The organism is Mycetocola miduiensis (assembly GCF_900115155.1).
GTDB lineage: Bacteria > Actinomycetota > Actinomycetes > Actinomycetales > Microbacteriaceae > Mycetocola_A > Mycetocola_A miduiensis.
Genome location: NZ_FOVM01000001.1, coordinates 425,760 through 442,078, shown reverse-complemented (window position 1 = coordinate 442,078; position 16,319 = coordinate 425,760). Strand labels below are relative to the sequence as shown.

The 16,319-nt window shown below is 65.7% G+C and carries 14 protein-coding genes and 1 tRNA gene; 10 read left to right on the top strand and 5 right to left on the bottom strand.

The genetic code is table 11. The annotated features are described in order from the left end of the window. Nucleotides 1-120: 120 nt before the first annotated feature. A complete protein-coding gene (locus tag BM197_RS02135; protein ID WP_090708374.1) occupies nucleotides 121-1,515 on the bottom strand; it encodes a GH1 family beta-glucosidase in 1,395 nt (464 codons plus the stop codon). A gap of 168 nt (nucleotides 1,516-1,683) precedes the next feature. On the opposite strand from BM197_RS02135, the gene BM197_RS02130 reads away from it, so the two are divergent. Next, entirely contained in the window at nucleotides 1,684-2,619 is a 936-nt protein-coding gene (locus BM197_RS02130; RefSeq protein WP_090708373.1) for an amidase domain-containing protein, read from the top strand. A gap of 39 nt (nucleotides 2,620-2,658) precedes the next feature. Then, a complete protein-coding gene (locus BM197_RS02125) occupies nucleotides 2,659-3,336 on the top strand; it encodes an SGNH/GDSL hydrolase family protein (protein WP_090708371.1) in 678 nt (225 codons plus the stop codon). A gap of 220 nt (nucleotides 3,337-3,556) precedes the next feature. On the opposite strand, the gene pgm is transcribed toward BM197_RS02125, so the two are convergent. Both pgm and BM197_RS02110 read right to left on the bottom strand, forming a co-directional pair. After that, nucleotides 3,557-5,176 carry a phosphoglucomutase (alpha-D-glucose-1,6-bisphosphate-dependent) gene (pgm, locus tag BM197_RS02115; RefSeq protein ID WP_090708368.1) on the bottom strand — a complete coding sequence of 540 codons (1,620 nt, stop codon included), beginning with the start codon at nucleotides 5,174-5,176 and terminating at the stop codon, nucleotides 3,557-3,559. A gap of 41 nt (nucleotides 5,177-5,217) precedes the next feature. Continuing rightward, a complete protein-coding gene (locus BM197_RS02110; protein WP_177216683.1) occupies nucleotides 5,218-6,498 on the bottom strand; it encodes an alpha/beta hydrolase in 1,281 nt (426 codons plus the stop codon). A 220-nt stretch (nucleotides 6,499-6,718) separates the two neighbouring features. Between BM197_RS02110 and pheA the strand changes: the two genes are divergently transcribed. The 4 genes from pheA (at nucleotide 6,719) to gdhA (ending at nucleotide 10,302) form a co-directional block, all read left to right on the top strand. Further along, on the top strand, nucleotides 6,719-7,669 hold the full coding sequence (gene pheA / locus BM197_RS02105) for a prephenate dehydratase (RefSeq protein WP_090708364.1): 951 nt from the start codon (nucleotides 6,719-6,721) through the stop codon (nucleotides 7,667-7,669). Nucleotides 7,670-7,733: 64 nt separating this feature from the next. Then, complete coding sequence (locus BM197_RS02100; protein ID WP_090708362.1) at nucleotides 7,734-8,333, top strand: hypothetical protein; 600 nt, start codon at nucleotides 7,734-7,736, stop codon at nucleotides 8,331-8,333. Beyond that, the gene (locus BM197_RS02095) at nucleotides 8,333-8,794 is read left to right on the top strand and encodes a hypothetical protein (protein ID WP_090708360.1); all 462 of its coding nucleotides are present in this window, start codon (nucleotides 8,333-8,335) and stop codon (nucleotides 8,792-8,794) included. Before BM197_RS02100 ends, BM197_RS02095 begins: the two co-directional genes overlap by 1 nt. A gap of 152 nt (nucleotides 8,795-8,946) precedes the next feature. Then, nucleotides 8,947-10,302 (top strand): NADP-specific glutamate dehydrogenase, encoded by a 1,356-nt coding sequence (gdhA, locus tag BM197_RS02090; protein WP_090708358.1) that lies wholly within the window; start codon nucleotides 8,947-8,949, stop codon nucleotides 10,300-10,302. Between the two features lie 144 nt (nucleotides 10,303-10,446). On the opposite strand, the gene BM197_RS02085 is transcribed toward gdhA, so the two are convergent. Together BM197_RS02085 and BM197_RS02080 are read right to left on the bottom strand one after the other, a co-directional pair. Continuing rightward, complete coding sequence (locus BM197_RS02085; RefSeq protein WP_090708357.1) at nucleotides 10,447-11,265, bottom strand: hypothetical protein; 819 nt, start codon at nucleotides 11,263-11,265, stop codon at nucleotides 10,447-10,449. 418 nt (nucleotides 11,266-11,683) lie between these two features. Further along, on the bottom strand, nucleotides 11,684-12,655 hold the full coding sequence (locus BM197_RS02080; protein ID WP_177216682.1) for a diacylglycerol/lipid kinase family protein: 972 nt from the start codon (nucleotides 12,653-12,655) through the stop codon (nucleotides 11,684-11,686). A 37-nt stretch (nucleotides 12,656-12,692) separates the two neighbouring features. On the opposite strand from BM197_RS02080, the gene serS reads away from it, so the two are divergent. The 4 genes from serS to BM197_RS02060 all read left to right on the top strand — a co-directional run bounded on the left by serS (nucleotide 12,693) and on the right by BM197_RS02060 (nucleotide 16,277). Continuing rightward, nucleotides 12,693-13,958, top strand: a complete 1,266-nt coding sequence (gene serS, locus BM197_RS02075) for a serine--tRNA ligase (RefSeq protein ID WP_090708356.1) — start codon at nucleotides 12,693-12,695, stop codon at nucleotides 13,956-13,958. Next, on the top strand, nucleotides 13,955-14,755 hold the full coding sequence (locus tag BM197_RS02070; protein ID WP_090708355.1) for an HAD family hydrolase: 801 nt from the start codon (nucleotides 13,955-13,957) through the stop codon (nucleotides 14,753-14,755). The genes serS and BM197_RS02070 overlap by 4 nt, the downstream gene beginning before the upstream one ends. A gap of 96 nt (nucleotides 14,756-14,851) precedes the next feature. Beyond that, nucleotides 14,852-14,936, top strand: a tRNA-Ser gene (locus BM197_RS02065). Between the two features lie 39 nt (nucleotides 14,937-14,975). After that, nucleotides 14,976-16,277 carry an LCP family protein gene (locus BM197_RS02060; protein ID WP_090708354.1) on the top strand — a complete coding sequence of 434 codons (1,302 nt, stop codon included), beginning with the start codon at nucleotides 14,976-14,978 and terminating at the stop codon, nucleotides 16,275-16,277. Nucleotides 16,278-16,319 lie beyond the last annotated feature (42 nt).

Here is a 16,319-nt window from a genome sequence, read left to right as displayed (position 1 = left end):
CGCGCGGAGCCTCCGGGTATTCCTCTATTGTCCTCCCGTCGGCAGCTTGCGACCACGCGATTCGTCAACTTTGCGGGGTGCCAGGGCGTGCGCACCCCCGCAAACCCGGCAACTCGCGGGCTATGCCTTCGCGTCGGCGATGATCCCCGTGTACGTGAGACCCGAATCCTTGATCGTGCGTTCCTGCGTGTCGTAGTCGACCCGGACGATGCCGAAACGCTTGTCGTAGCCCCACGACCACTCGAAATTGTCGAGCAACGACCACACGAAGTACCCGCGGACGTCAGCGCCGTCAGCAAGAGCATCCGACACCGCCTGCACGTGGTCGACGAGGTATTTCGTTCGCTCCGTGTCGTGAACCTGGCCGTCCTCCGAGACGACATCGTCATAGGCGGAGCCGTTCTCGGTGACGAACAGCGGTGGAATGGTGGGGTATTCGCGGCCCAGCCGCACGAGCAGTTCGTGCAGGCCGGATGGGTTCACCTCCCAGTCCATGGCGGTGCGGGGCAACCCCCGGCTCGGGAAGGTGATGTATTCGGATCCGATCCAGCAGGATGCGATCTCCCGCTCAGTGGCCCCTGAGTGACCGTCGGTTCCCGAGTCGTCCGGATGCCCGGAGACCTGGTCGTCGTGGTAGTGGTTGACGCCGAGGAAGTCGATCTTCGTGCCGATGATCTCCATGTCGCCGGGCTGAATGAGTTCGCTCAGTCCGAACTGTTCGAGGTCGGTGAGTGCGTCCTCAGGGTAGGTGCCCGTGACGATCGGGTCGAGGAAGACCCGGTTCTGCAGCACGTCGAACCGGCGGGCGGCCTCGACATCGACCGGGTCGTTCGCGTCGAGCGGGATGGCGTTGGAGAGGTTCAGCGTGATGCCGATCTGCTCGGCGCCGAGGTCCCGCAGTCGGTTCACGGCAAGACCGTGGCCGAGGTGCTGGTGGTGGATGGCGGCCACAGCGGCGGCCGGATCCTGCCGGCCTGGTGCGTGCACACCGGCGGCATAGCCGAGCAGCGACGAGCAGAACGGTTCATTGAACGTCGTCCAGTTCTTCACCCGGTCTCCGAGGGCGCCGTACACCGTTTCGGCGTAGTCGGCGAAGCGCATCGCAGTGTCGCGGTTCGCCCAACCGCCCCGTTCTTCGAGGGCCTGCGGAAGGTCCCAGTGGTACAGGGTCAACCAGGGCAGGATGCCTGCTCCGAGAAGCTCGTCGACAAGGCGGGAGTAGAAGTCGAGTCCGGCAGGGTTCGGTTCCCTGTCGCCGGGGATAACCCGTGCCCAGCTCGTCGAAAAACGGTACGAATCGAGGCCGAGCCTCTTCATGATCGCGACGTCTGAGGCGTAGCGATGGTAGTGGTCGACGGCAACCTCGAGGTCGTCGCCGTTCGCGACTGCCCCCGGCACGCGCGCGAAGGCATCCCAGATCGAGTCCTCTTTGCCGTCCTCGTGCCCTGCACCCTCGATCTGTGCGGCAGCGGTCGCCGACCCCCAGATAAATGTCGACGGGAAATTGTGCGCCATCAGCTCTCACTGCTCCTTCACAGAACGTTTTCAAGAGCCGGTAAACGCTCTCAGGAATCCGGGCACACGCTATGGTCCGCAGCGGATCATTGTCAAGCGAGTCATCAGGAACAGTTCACATCCGTCGCCTACCATGGGGTTTTACCCCTGTTCTCAAGAGGATGTGCCGTGCCGAGTAGTACCCGCAGACCGCAACGCCCCAGGGTCAGGACCCGCCGCATCGCGGCTGTGGTCATCGTGGCCAGCTCGGCGCTGCTGTGGGCCGGATGCTCGACCCCCGCCCAGTCGCCGGAATCGCGACCGCAGGCCGGCAGCACCAGCACTCCCACCGCCGCCGAGGAAATTGCCGTGACCGCCGTCTCGCCGGTGAGCGGATCCGTCACCGGCGGAACCACCCTCACTCTCACCGGCACCGGGCTCGATGGTGTCACTGGCGTCACGGTCGGGGGCGTCCCCGCCACCGATGTGACCGTCACGGACGACGGCTCGGTCACTGCGGTCGCGCCTGCCGCCCTGCACTTCCAGCCGGCGGATGCCGCCATCGTCGTCTCCAGCGGCGACGAGGTCATCGAACAGGCATCCCCGCTGACCCACGCGTATTCGGTGGTCACCGGCGTCGACGCGCAGATGCAGTACGCGCTGAAGCACTGGAACGACTACAACTCGGACGAGTGGGGCGACCTCAACCCGGTCGGCGGCGACTGCGCCAACTTCGTCAGTCAGACCCTGATCCAGCGCGGCTGGACCCAGAACGAGACCTGGTTCAATAAGAACGCCGCGGCGACGCTGGCGGACTGGAGCCCGGCCTGGGGGTACGTCCCGGCGATGGACAGCTGGTTGGCCAGCGACGCGAGCCTCGGCCTGACGAAGCTCAGCCTCGACCAGCGCGACCAGGTGAAGGTCGGAGACATCGGCATCTTCGACTGGAACCTCAACGACATCCCCGACCATGTGATGCTCGTGTCGAGTGTGGAGGTCGTCGACGGCGAAACGAAGATCGCCTTCGCGAGCCACAACCTCGACGGCGACTACCGCGACCTCGACAACGCCCTCACCGTCGAGCACCCCGGCGGCACCGCGTGGTTCTGGAGCATCCCCGCCTAACGGTGCGGCGCCCATCCCGAACGGACCAGGAGCGAAGAGATGAAATCCCGGGCGGCGCGCATCCTGACGGCGGTCGGGCTGGCCCTGGCGGCGACCACGCTGACCGCCTGCACTCCGGCAGGGCCCGGTGACGGGCTCGGTGCGTCACATCCGCCTGGGCAGACGGTCGCTGCCTTCTACGGCGACTCCTACACGCGGGGGACCGGCGTCAGCGACCCGGAACTTCGCTGGTCGACGCAACTCAGCGAAGACAGGGGCTGGGCTGAAATCAACCCGAGCGTGGACGGTCTCGGCTTTGTGGTCAACCGCGACCTCCTCCGCGACGACCTGGTGGAGCTCATCGTCGCCGAGGACCCCGACATCGTTGTCGTCACCATGGGGCTCAATGACAACTTCGCCCCGCCGGAGGAGGCCGCGAAGGTCGAGTCGGCGATTCGAGATGACCTGAGCACGTTCGCCAATGAGCTTCCAGACGCCCGCCTCATCGTCGTTGAGCCGTTCTGGCACACCGAAAGGCGACCGGCATCCGTCGACACGATCATCGGCTGGGTGCGGGATGCCGCGGCCGACGTCGGCGCCGACTACATCCCCGGTGCATCACGCTGGCTCGAAGGCCACCCTGAGTGGATCGCGCCAGATGGGATCCACCCGAACGACACCGGGCACGCCGAAATCGCCGAACGCATGGGCGAGGAGCTCGCGAAGCTCGGCCTGTGAGCTCCGAACCGAGTGCGGTTCTCGCTGCCCGGGTTCAGCAAGAAGGGGGCCCGCCTCCCGGCGGACCCCATCCGGGTCAGGTTCAGCGTGCTGAAACCGGCTGTGTCGTCTCAGCGTCGCCGGTCTTCCAGCGGCCCGAAGCGCACCGATGCCGGGAACGACTCCGCGTACAAGGCCGCCTGCGCGCCGTAGGTGAGACCCAGGCCGGCACCGAGCAGGATTAACCGCCCAGTGCGGCGTCCACGATGCGCTTCGCTTCGGCCTGGACCTGCTTGAGATGCTCGGGTCCTTTGAACGACTCGGCGTAGATTTTGTAGACGTCTTCGGTGCCGCTCGGCCGCGCCGCGAACCAGGCGTTCTCGGTGACGACCTTCACGCCGCCGATGGCTGCTCCGTTGCCCGGTGCCTTGCTGAGCTTGGCGACGATCGGGTCGCCGGCCAGCTCGGTAGCTGAAATCGCCTCGCCGTCGAGCTTTCCGAGCGCCGACTTCTGCGCCGGGGTCGCCGCGGCGTCAACGCGTTCGTAGACCGGGTCGCCGAATTTTTCGGTCAGCTCGCGGTACAGCTGCGATGGCGTCTTGCCGGTGACCGCGCGAATCTCCGCGGCTAGAAGGCAGAGCAGGATGCCGTCCTTGTCGGTGGTCCACACAGTTCCATCCTTGCGAAGGAAGCTCGCCCCCGCGCTTTCCTCGCCACCGAACGCGACGGAGCCGTCGATGAGCCCGGGCACGAACCACTTGAAACCGACAGGGACCTCTTCGAGTCGTCGCCGGAGGGACTCGGCCACCCGGTCGATAATCGAACTGGAGACGAGGGTTTTGCCGATTGCGGCATCCTGACCCCACCCTGACCGGTTGCGGTACAGGTAGTCGATCGAGACGGCGAGGAAGTGGTTGGGGTTCATCAGGCCGCCGTCTGGCGTGACGATGCCGTGCCGGTCGGCATCCGCGTCGTTGCCGGTGAGGATGTCGTAGTCGTTCCGGTGGGCAAGAACGGATGCCATGGCCCAAGGTGACGACGGGTCCATCCGGATCTTGCCGTCCCAGTCGAGCGTCATGAAACGCCAGGTCGGGTCGACGTGCGGGTTCACGACGGTGAGGTTGAGGTCGTAACGGTCGGCGATCGCCTGCCAGTAGCTCACACTCGCCCCACCGAGCGGGTCGGCGCCGATCCGGATGCCGGAGTCGCGGATGGCGTCCATGTCGATGATGTTGCCGAGGTCTTCCACATACTTGCTGCGGAAGTCGTAGGTCTCGACGGCGCTCGGCTCGAACATGTTGACGTCGATCAGGCCGGCTTCGATGATCTCGTTGGCACGGTTGGCGATCCAGCTCGTCGCGTCGCTGTCTGCCGGTCCGCCATGCGGCGGGTTGTATTTGAACCCGCCGTCACCAGGAGGGTTGTGGCTCGGCGTGACGACGATGCCGTCGGCCTGCTCCTCAACACCGGAGTTGTTCCAGCTGAGGATCGCGTGGCTCAGCGCAGGCGTTGGCACGTAGTCGTCGAACTCGTCGACGAGCACGCGCACGTCGTTGCCGACGAGCACCTTCAGGGCGGTGGTCTGGGCGGGATGGCTCAGCGCGTGGCTGTCTGAGCCGATGAAGAGCGGCCCGGTGATGCCCTGGTCGGCGCGGTATTCGACGATCGCCTGAGTCGTGGCGGCGATGTGGTGCTCATTGAAGGAGGTGTTGAGCGACGAGCCGCGGTGTCCGGACGTACCGAACACCACCCGTTGCTCGGGGATCGACACATCGGGCTTCAACTCGAAGTACGCGGTGAGAAGAGCGGGGATGTCGACGAGGTCGGACTCAGCTGCTGGTGTTCCTGCACGGTCGGTCATGCACCCATTGTGGCATCCGGCCACCGTGATCGGTCGGGGATTTACTTCGCGGCCGAGGCGAGGATAGTAGAGTCCGGCGACGGCGCTGGTGCGGCTGGGGCGATATCGTATGACTGGCCGGTGACGATTTTGCGGATGCCGTAAAGGCTTTGCGTTCCATCGCCCAGGTATTTCTCATGGTCGGCTTCGTCATTGGCGCCGACGGCGTCGTGGGCGCGGACTGCGGCGAGGATGGTGCCGTCGGCGAGGGTGGCTCCGTTGCTGCTGAAGAGCTGGGCACCCCATTCCGCTGAGGCCGGGTTGGTGCGTCCGGACCAGAACTGGCCCTTCGCCGCCAAGCCGTCAGCCGTTGCTTCGGAGGCATAGACGCGTCCAGCGGGAACATGGAGGTCGCTGACGCGGATGTGAGAGGGAACGCCGGCAGACCCGATCATCACGAACGCATCCACCGCGTGGTCGCCGCCGGCGAGTGCGATCGCTGCCGTTGTCGAGCCGTAAGAGTGAGCGACGACGGTCAACTCGGACTGTACGCTGAAGGCGTCGCGGTAGGCGTTGTAGCCGTCAAGTGCGGCACCGAGCAGAACAGCCCCCGCCTCCGCCCGCGCCGTCGACACTGTTTCGACGGGGCCGGGGCTTTCGTAACCGAGCCACAACACCGCGGCGCTCGCATCGGAGGCCTGCTGGATGCGCGTCACGCCGCGTAGGTAGTCTTCGGCCTCGAGCACGCTGCTGTTCATCCCGGGAACGAAGTAGGTAGTGAAGAGCGCCGAGTCGAGGTTCCCGACTGAGATCGCGGCAAGGGGAGGGCCGTCGACCGAGGAGTCGAGGCTGAGCAGGTAGCGGCGTGCGTCGTGTGATGGGGTCTCGCCTAAGAGCCCGAGCAGCACGTCGATCGCCTGGACCCGAGCGGATGCCTCGGCCACTGTCAGCGCGGACGACTCCGGCGAGGCTGCTGAGCGAAGCTGGGAGAGTGCCAGTTGCTCGGCGGAGAGAGCGTTCTGCCGCGCCGTGGCCAGCTGGCTGATGTTGGCGCGGTCGCGGTCGGCGTACCGTGCCCCTTCGAGGTTGCCGACGACATCCGGTCGTTGCTTGATCAGATCGCTCACGAAACTCAGGGGAAGCTCCCTCCATAGTGCGGCAACCTGGGCTGCCGGGAGGGTGGCAAGGGTCTCTGCAGCGGCAGACACGCGACCGGCGAATTGCACAGCGAACTCCGTGCCGGTCGACGGCACGTCTTCTGTGGCGACAATGAGCGACGGCGTGTCGTCGGAAATCTGAAGTTCAGGCAGCGCCCCGAGGAGGGCAACCCCGACAGCGAGCACAGTGGCCGCGCCCCCGAAGGCATGCAGAACCGGGGCGATACGGTGCGAAACCGTTCCCCTCGTTAGCCCCCACAAACCCACCGAGTTCCACCCTCAGTCCAACGACGCCCGAATGTCGCTCCCACCATTAAGCCTTTTGGCGGGTACACTCCGCTAACTCTATCGGCAGCGAGGCCGCGACTACACTCCCCTTTCGGGCGTGACGACTAGGCTCAATCCCATGGCCGACTCCCGCCCCTCGCTCCGTACCTACAGTTACCTGGGGCCTCGCGGCACCTTCACCGAGGCGGCACTCGCCCAGGTTCCTGAGGCGGTCGGTCAGAACTGGCGGTCGGTGAACAACGTGGGTGAAGCCCTCGACGATGTGATCGAGGGTCGCAGCGACGCCGCGGTTATCGCAATTGAGAACTCGATCGAGGGCGGAGTCTCAGTCGCCCAGGACGCCCTCGCCACCATGCCGGGCCTCCGGATCGTCGGCGAATACCTCGTGCCGGTGAACTTCGTCCTCGTCGCGCGCCGCGGGACCACCCTCGCCGATGTCAAGGTCGTCAACGCACACCCGGTCGCGTATGCGCAGTGCCACAACTGGATGGACGCCACACTGCCGGAGCACGGGCACATCCCAGCGACGAGCAACGTGGCCGCAGCATCCGCTCTTTTCGAGAATAACCTCGCGGATGCCGCGATCGCACCGCCCGGGATCGTCGCCCACTACGACGTCGACGTCCTAGCGGAAAACATCGGTGACAATCCCAATGCCGTCACGCGGTTCCTCCTGGTCAGCAAGACGACGGCTCTGCCGGAGCCGACGGGTGCGGACAAGACCAGCCTGATCGCCGAACTCCCGGTCGACCGTGCCGGCGCCCTGCTCGAGTTGCTCGAACAGTTCTCGACCCGCGGCGTGAACATGAGCCTCATCGAGTCGCGTCCGATCGGTGACGAGCTCGGCCGGTATCGCTTCATCATCGACGCTGACGGCCACATCCGCGACGAACGGGTCGCCGATGCGCTGCTCGGTGTGCGCCGGTTCAGTCCAGGAGTGATGTTCCTCGGGTCCTACCCCCGGGCGGACAAGGCGTCGATCACCTTCGACCCGAAGTACTCCGACGACGTGTTCGTCGAAGCGCGCGACTGGCTGCGTGGGCTGATCACCGGCGAACCCGAGGCCTGACCACTCGCCGCGACTGCCGCGGTTCGCTAGGCTCCAGACATCCGTATCGTCGAAGGAGCATCGGATGGACCGCGCAGGTTTCGATCCCCGCTACAGCCCGGAATTTCAGCGCGGCTTCGACCCGGCCTCGCAGGACCCTGCTGCCGACGCTGATTCGCGCGTCCGTCCCGTCCCCGAACCGATCACCCCCGTGCCTCAACCGATCGTGCGACGCGTCCCGCCGGTCGAGGGGCGAGCCGCCGCTGAGCCGTCGCCAACTGCCTGGGCGGACGACATGTTCGGGCCGGTCGACGCAACCGCTGGCGAGCATCCCTCCGAGGAATCCGAGCATCCGGCTGCCCCTGCGTCGCCCTGGCGAAACCCCTACCTGATCGCACTCACGATTGTCGGCGTTGCGCTCGTCGCCGGCGGAATCGGAGCGTTTCGCTGGTCGGTCAGGCAGGTCTTCGGCGGGGCGGCATACGGGTCCGGAGCCACGCAGGCGGAGATGGAAGAGAACATCCTGGCCGCCCAGCTCGCGTGGGGGCTCTCCCCGCTCCTTGCGATGGCCGGACTGCTGACGCTTCTCGGCGTGTTCTTTTTCGCTGCCTGGCGGTGGCGGCCGCAGCGCCGGCCTCTCGGCGACGGGGCAGACCTCGCCCCGAGCGTGAACCAGGCGGACTGATGGTGGTGCCTCTCCGGCGGTGGGGGCTCGCAGGGCTGACCGCGGCGCTCGGCGCGCTCCTCCTCGTCGGTGGGTTGGCTGTTGCCGTCGGGGACGCTCTGCTCCGCAGCGACGCGGCGACGGCGGCAGTGACCCTCTCCGCCGAGGAGCGTCGGCAACTCGACGAGGCCGGCATGTCCGACTCGATCGAGGTGGACGCCGGCTTCTTCCGCAGGATGATGATCGTCCAAAATCTTTCATCGGGTGGGCCGATGCCGGAGAGTGCCTACGAGATCTACGAGGATGAGGACGGCGTCGTATCCATGTCGTGGGGCTGGTTCCAGGAGGGGATCAGTCCGGGGTCGTGGGGCGGTTGGCAGCTGAAGCCGGTGGGCATCCTCAGCTTCGCCGGACTGGCTTTGATTCTCGCCTCGGTCTTCGTTGCCGCGGCGCGCTGGGAGTCGCGGCATCCGCTGTCCTGAAATTGACGGATGCCTTCCTCGCAAGTCAGACTGTCTGCGGCCCCACAACGGCCTTTCTGCGCGTCGTGCCACGATGACCCCTCGAATCAAGTGCCCGCGTTTCCTGCGTTCAGCGTCGTTCGCGATTTTCCCGCTCCCAGAAAGTTTCTTCAGTGCCCTCTTCGTTCACGCCGTCCGAACTCGTCCACACCGTTTACGAGACAGCCGTTTCGCGCAACCCGGGCGAGCCGGAGTTCCACCAGGCGCTTCATGAGGTCCTCGAGTCGATTGCGCCGGCGCTCGCGGAGCACCCGGAGTACGGCGAAGCAGGAATCCTCGAGCGGCTGGTTGAGCCGGAGCGCCAGGTCCTGTTCCGTGTTCCGTGGACCGACGACAACAACCGCGTTCAGGTCAACCGTGGTTTCCGGGTGCAGTTCAACTCGGCGCTCGGCCCGTACAAAGGCGGCCTGCGTTTCCACCCGACGGTGAACCTGTCGATCATGAAGTTCCTCGGTTTCGAGCAGATCTTCAAGAACGCGCTCACAGCGCAGGGCATCGGTGGCGCCAAGGGTGGCAGCGACTTCGACCCGCACGGCAAGAGCGAAGCAGAGATCATGCGTTTCTGCCAGAGCTTCATGAACGAGCTGTACCGGCACCTCGGTGAGCACACCGACGTGCCCGCTGGCGACATCGGTGTCGGCGCTCGCGAGATCGGCTACCTCTTCGGCCAGTACCGCAAGATCACCAACCGGCACGAGTCCGGGATGTTCACCGGTAAGGGAACCGGCTGGGGTGGCGCTGAGGTTCGCACTGAAGCGACCGGCTACGGCGCTGTCTTCTTCACTGAAGAAATGCTGGCGATGAAGGGTGCGTCGATCGACGGCAAGACCGCCATCGTCTCGGGTTCAGGAAACGTGGCCACCTACGCCATCGAGAAGGTGCACCAGCTCGGTGGACGTGCGATCACGGCATCCGACTCGTCCGGGTACATCGTCGATGAGAAGGGTGTGGACCTCGAACTGCTCAAGCAGATCAAAGAGGTCGAGCGGCTGCGGATCTCGGAATACGCGGAGCGGCGCCCGTCGGCCCGTTTCATCTCGGGCGGCAGCGTCTGGGATGTTCCCGGCCAGATCGCACTGCCAAGTGCGACGCAGAACGAACTCACCCTCGCCGACGCGAAGGCTCTGATCAAGAACGGCGTCGAAGCCGTCGCCGAAGGCGCGAACATGCCGTGCTTCCCGGATGCGGTTCACGCGTTCCAGCAGTCGGACGTGCTCTTCGGGCCGGGTAAGGCGGCAAACGCCGGTGGTGTCGCCACGAGCGCGCTCGAGATGAGCCAGAACGCGTCGCGTCAGCGCTGGAGCTTCAGCGACAGCGAAGACCGGCTGCACCACATCATGCGCGGCGTGCACTCCGCAGCGTATGAGGCAGCCGAGAAGTATGGTCGCCCAGGCGACTACGTCGTTGGCGCGAACACGGCCGCTTTCGTCAAGGTTGCGGATGCCATGCTCGCGCAGGGTGTCATCTAGCGCGTCCTGCTTACGGCGGCCCGGGCGCAGCATCCGCTCGTTGCTTCGTCGAAAATGGCTGGACTTCTGGCCGAAGTGTCGCCACTGACGACCGAGCAGCGGCCGCTCCAGCCATTTGTGGCCGAGAAGCGAGCGCCGCGGCGCTTAGCCGCTCCAACCGAGCGAACGGAGGCGTCGCTCGACCCGACGCCGCAGCGCAGGCAGGTCGGTGAGATCGTCGCCGGTGAACTGCAGCGTCTGCCATCCCTCGTCGCCGATGTCGTTCGCGCGACGGACGTCACTCCGCCACTGCCGGACGTCGGTGCGGTGCTGGTCTCCGTGGTACTCGAGCTCGAGCTTGTACTCCGGGTACGCGAGGTCGAAATACACCGTGCGGTGGGCGATCGGAAGGTACACCTCATAGTTGGCTTCAGGGGTCGGCAGGTGACTGAGTGCCAGGTCGACCCGCACGAGCGATTCGGGACGGGAACGGGAATGGTCGCTCGCCAGCGAGAGCGCTCGCCGCAGTGCGGGACGCCCGATTCGCGACGGATACGCCTCAACCGCGGCCGCCAGCCGTTCCGGTGTCGACAACGGCGCCTCGTGCCAGAGCAGAAAATCTGCGATAGCGACCAGGTCCGGTACCTCGAGCAACGCCGCGAGGTCGCACCACGTGCGCTCGGCGGTGGTGACGGGAACGCCGGCGACCACCTCCACGTCGGATGCCGGGAGCACGGCAGAGTGCCCGCGTGTCCCACGGCGACGAGTCGCCCGGGCCGGACGGGGAACTGTCACGTCGACCACCGTGGCAAGCGCGGACAGCGGGAGCGGCATCCCATGGAGGATCGCAGCGGTGAAGTGACTGAATGCGGCACCGGGCGGCATCCGCGTGGCCAGCGCACGGCAACTCAGCTCGATCGGTATCGCTTCTGCTGCACCGACCCGCGTTCCGGTGAACGGTGCAACCAGCGAGCGATTCCGCATTTGAGCCCGAGTAAAGCCGTGAGCGTACGCATCAGCCACGGCGAACGCCCGCGGTAGGGGCCGAGGCAACGGTTTACGGAAAGTCACCGCTCGAGAATGCCGCAACGGCACGGATGCTGCGCACCCTGTCCACAGGACCGAAGCGGCGCCGCGCGCTCACTTTTCGCGCCGTGCGGTCGCTTGTGGCTGAAGTCTCAGTCGAAATCCAGCCATTGCCGACCGAGCAGCGTACGGTTCAGCCATTCCTGACCAAGCAACGAAACCTTTCGGTCGCTGTGAGCTCCCGGCCTGTGGAGGGATGCCCCGAGCCGCCACCGGCGGACCTCGGTCGTTAGTGGCTGAAGTTTCGGCCGAAACCCAGCCATTGCCGACCAAGCAGCGAGCTGTGCGGCCATTACCGACCGAGCAACGAACGGCGCTACCTCACGCGCACGGCGAGCGCCCCGGCATCCGCGGTGAACCGCACACCCGCGATCACGCCGAAGCCATCGCCGTCGAGTTCCACATCGCGGGGTTTGTCGAGCGACACGGTGATGCCGCTCGAGCGCAGGTAGGTGATCGTGGATGCGTTGCCCGAGGTCGCCCGGATGATGCGCCGCCCGATGCTCGACCGGCGCAGGAACCCGTTCTCCCAGCGCAGTTTGCGCCAAATATCGATCCACCCCAGCGTGCCTTTCGACTGCAGCACCGCAACGTCGAGCAGTCCGTCGTCGACGACGGCATCCGGCATCATCTCCAGCCCGCCCGTGAGCGTCCCGCAATTGCCGAAGAGGATCGTGGAGACGTGGACGCTGTGGCTCGGCTTGTCATCGAGCTGGTAACGGATGCGGAACGGCCCGGCACTCGGGATCACGCGGATGCCGGCATCCACGTAAGCGAGCCATCCGACGGTTCGCTTGAGGGTCTCGCTGGTGTTCGCCATGATGTCGGCATCGATGCCCATGCCGGCCATGACGAGGAATCCGTGCTCTTCGATGGTGCCGTCGACCCGGCTGAGCGTGGCGATGCCGAGGTCGATGTGGCGGGTGCGACCGGAGAACGCGATCGCAATGGCGTCGGGCACGTTGCCGACGGGGAGGTTGAGGTTTCGTGCGAGCAGGTTGGCGGTCCCGGACGGGAGCAGGGCGAGAGCCGCCGTGGAATCGCGAAGGCCCTCGGCGACGGAACGAACGGTGCCGTCACCGCCGGCGGCGAAGACCATGTCCGCACCGGCACGTACCGCCTCGCGGGTCACGTCCTTGCCCGGGTCGTCGATTGTCGTCTCGAACCAGAGCGTTTCACCCCAGCCGGCCTCGGCCGCTGCAGGCTCGATGAGCGTCCGCAGCGTTGCCCCGGCGACCCGAATGGGGTTGTACACAACCGCTGCCCGCTTGAGGCCGGACTCGCTCATACCTGCAACCGTACCGTGCGCGGTTAGACTTGCTCGCGTGATTGATCCAGTGCTCCTCCGCGAAAATCCAGACCTCATCAGGCGTTCGCAGGAGGCGAGGCGATCGCCGGTCGACCTCGTCGACCAGGCCCTCGACGCAGACCGTGACCGCCGTGCCGCGATCACGTCGTTTGAGGAGCTCCGCGCCGAGCAGAATGCGTTCGGCAAGCGGGTGGCGAAGGCCGCAAAAGACGAGAAAGCCGCCCTCGTCGCCGAGGCCAAGGGACTCTCCGACCGCGTCAAACAGGCCCAGCAGCAGGTGACGGATGCCGAAACGCGCTTCACCGAGATCGTCGGCGCCATCCAGAACCCTATCCTCGACGGGGTCCCGGCCGGCGGCGAAGACGACTTCATCATCCTGCGCGAGGTGGGCGAGAAGCCCTCTTTCGACTTCGAACCCAAGGACCACCTCGAACTCGGCGAACTCCTCGGTGCGATCGACATGCAGCGCGGAACCAAGGTCTCCGGTTCGCGTTTCTACTACCTGCGCGGCATCGGTGCGCGGCTCGAACTCGCGGTCATGAACATGGCGCTCGACCGCGCACTCGCCGAGGGTTTCATCCCGCTGATCACCCCGACGCTCGTGAAGCCGGAGATCATGGCAGGCACCGGGTTCCTCGGGGCACACGCCGACGAGGTCTACTACCTCCCGGCGGACGACCTCTACCTCACCGGTACGAGCGAGGTGGCGCTCGCCGGCTACCACGCCGACGAGATCATCGACGTCGCGGATGCCCCGATCCGGTACGCGGGATGGTCCACCTGTTACCGCAGGGAGGCCGGCTCATACGGCCGGGACACCCGCGGCATCATCCGTGTGCACCAGTTCAACAAACTCGAGATGTTCGTCTACACGACACCGGAGGATGCTGAGGCGGAACACCTCCGTCTGCTCGGCTGGCAGGAGAGCATGCTGCAGGCCCTCGGCCTCAGTTACCGCGTGATCGACACCGCCGCAGGCGATCTCGGCTCGAGCGCTGCCCGCAAGTACGACGTCGAAGCCTGGGTTCCGACGCAGGATGCGTACCGCGAGCTCACCTCCACCTCGAACTGCACCACGTACCAGGCCAGGCGGCTGAACACTCGCTACCGGGCGGGGGAGGACGGCAAAACAACGCCTGTCGCCACCCTCAACGGCACCCTCGCGACCACGCGCTGGCTGGTCGCCCTGCTCGAAACCCACCAGCAGGCCGACGGCTCCGTTCTTGTCCCCGAGGCGTTGCGCCCCTACCTCGGCGGGCTCGACGTCATTACCCCGCTGTGACCGGCACCGGGCTGCTCGTCGCCCTCGATATCGACGGCACGCTGCTGCACGAAGACGGCACGATGTCGGATGCCGTCGTCGAGGCCGCACAAGCGGCATCCGTTCGCGGTCATCACCTCATGCTCGCGACCGGGCGAAGCTGGGAGACCACGCATCACGTCCTGCAGCAGCTGGACATCAGCCCGGAGTACGTTGTCTGCGCCAACGGCGCCCTCGTGATGCGCCGTGACGATGCGGAACCCACCGGGTACCGCCGGCACCTGATCGAGACCTTCAACCCTCGAGAGGTGCTGACCCGAATCCGGTCGCACCTCGCCGACGGCCGGTACATGGTCGAGTACCCGAGCGGATACCGTCGGTACACCCAGGGAATGACCGACTGGAACCTCGAGAACGCCGAGGAGGTCGAGTTCGAGCACCTGCTCTCCGAACCCGTCACCCGCGTGGTCGTCGTCTCTCCCGAACACGACGAAGTCGACTTCCTCGAGGTCGTCGAGAAGATGGGGCTGCACTCGGTCACCTACGCCATCGGCTGGACAGCGTGGCTCGACATCGCGCCGCTCGGTGTGAACAAGTCGACGGCGCTGGAGCGGGTGCGCGAATGGCTCGACATCCCGGAGGAGCGACTCGTCGCCGTCGGGGATGGGCGCAACGACATCGAGATGTTCGAGTGGGCCGGACGGGCGGGCCGCGCCGTGGCGATGGGGCAAGCCCCTGACGAAGTGAAGGCCGTGGCGACCGAAGTCACCGGCAGCGTTGACGAGGACGGGCTCGTCCCGGTTCTTCGCTCGCTCTGACCCGGCGTTCAGTGTCCTGTCAGGCCTTCCTGTCAGTCTTGATGGGTCCCCATCGGCTACAATCGAGCGTTGCCTGCTGTTCTGGACAGTATGCATGGAGGGCTGTCCGAGCGGCCGATGGAGCCAGTCTTGAAAACTGGTGGGCAGAAATGTCTCGTGGGTTCGAATCCCACGCCCTCCGCCGTAACCCCACTCCTGCCCGCCCCGAAAGGAACGTTGCATGAGCGAACCTGTCCGCCGCCACCGGCGTTCCTCGTCGACCGTGCGGCACGGTCAGCTCCGTCGCTCGAGCACAGCGGGAGTGATCGCCAGGTTCGTCGCTGCGGTGCTCGCTGTGGTCCTGGTCAGCGGATCCGCCATCGCTGCGTACGCCGTGTGGGACATCGCGTCGAGCGTCGCTCCGCCGGTCACCCTCGCGAATGAGACCCCCGGAGTATCCGCCCCAGACATCGACGCCATCGAAGGTGGGGTAAACCTCCTCCTGGTCGGCAGCGACAGCCGGCAGGGTCAGGATGCCAACCTCTTCGGTGATCCTAAAAAAGAAACCGCCGTCCTCAACGACGTAACCATGCTCCTGCACATCTCCGAGGACCATTCGTCTGCGACCGTTGTCAGTTTTCCCCGCGACATGTTCGTTCCGATTCCCGCCTGCCCGAAGGAGGACGGCGGAACGTACAACGCCATGTCGGCGCAGAAGATCAACACGACGCTCTCATACGGTGGCCTCGCCTGCACCGTCCTCACCGTCGAAAAACTGACCGGCCTGAGCATCCCGTTCGCCGCAGAAGTACAGTTCAACGGAGTCATCGAACTGTCCACCGCTGTCGGTGGCGTGGATGTCTGTGTCGCAGAACCGATCGCGGATGACTACACCCAGACCTACCTCGACGCTGGAACACACACCCTCGAAGGCATGTCGGCTCTCCAGTTTCTGCGCACCCGTCACGGTGTCGGTGACGGTTCGGACCTCGGCCGCATCAGCAACCAGCAGGTGTTCCTCTCCTCACTCGTCCGCACGCTGAAGAGCAGCGAGACGCTGACGAACCCGTCGAAGCTCTTCGGCATCGCCAAGGCGGCCGCGAGCAACATGACGCTATCGACGAGCCTGTCCAACATCAACACGATGGTTTCCATTGCCATGGCGATGAAGGACATCCCGCTCGACCAGGTGGTCTTCGCGCAGTACCCGACCGAGTACGGCGACATCAACGGCTACGAAGGTGTGCTCCCGCTCAAGGGGCCGGCTGAGGAACTGTTCGACGCCCTCTCCACCGACGAGCCCCTCTCGCTCAGCGGTGAGACCGGTCCAGGATCGGTTCTCGACCCCAACGCGCCCGAGAACGAAACGCAGGAGCCGGCACAGCCGAGCCCCACGCCAGAGGGAACGACCCCTGCGCCAGAGGACACGACAGCGCCCACCACGGCACCGACCACCGAAGCAAGCGCACCGGGTGTTGTCCTCGACAAGTCGGTGCAGGGCCAGACGGCCGGCGACTACACCTGCTCGAAGGGCAACGAGTAATCCTTTCGGGGGATTCCACTGCGGGCTGATCGCTCTAGAGTG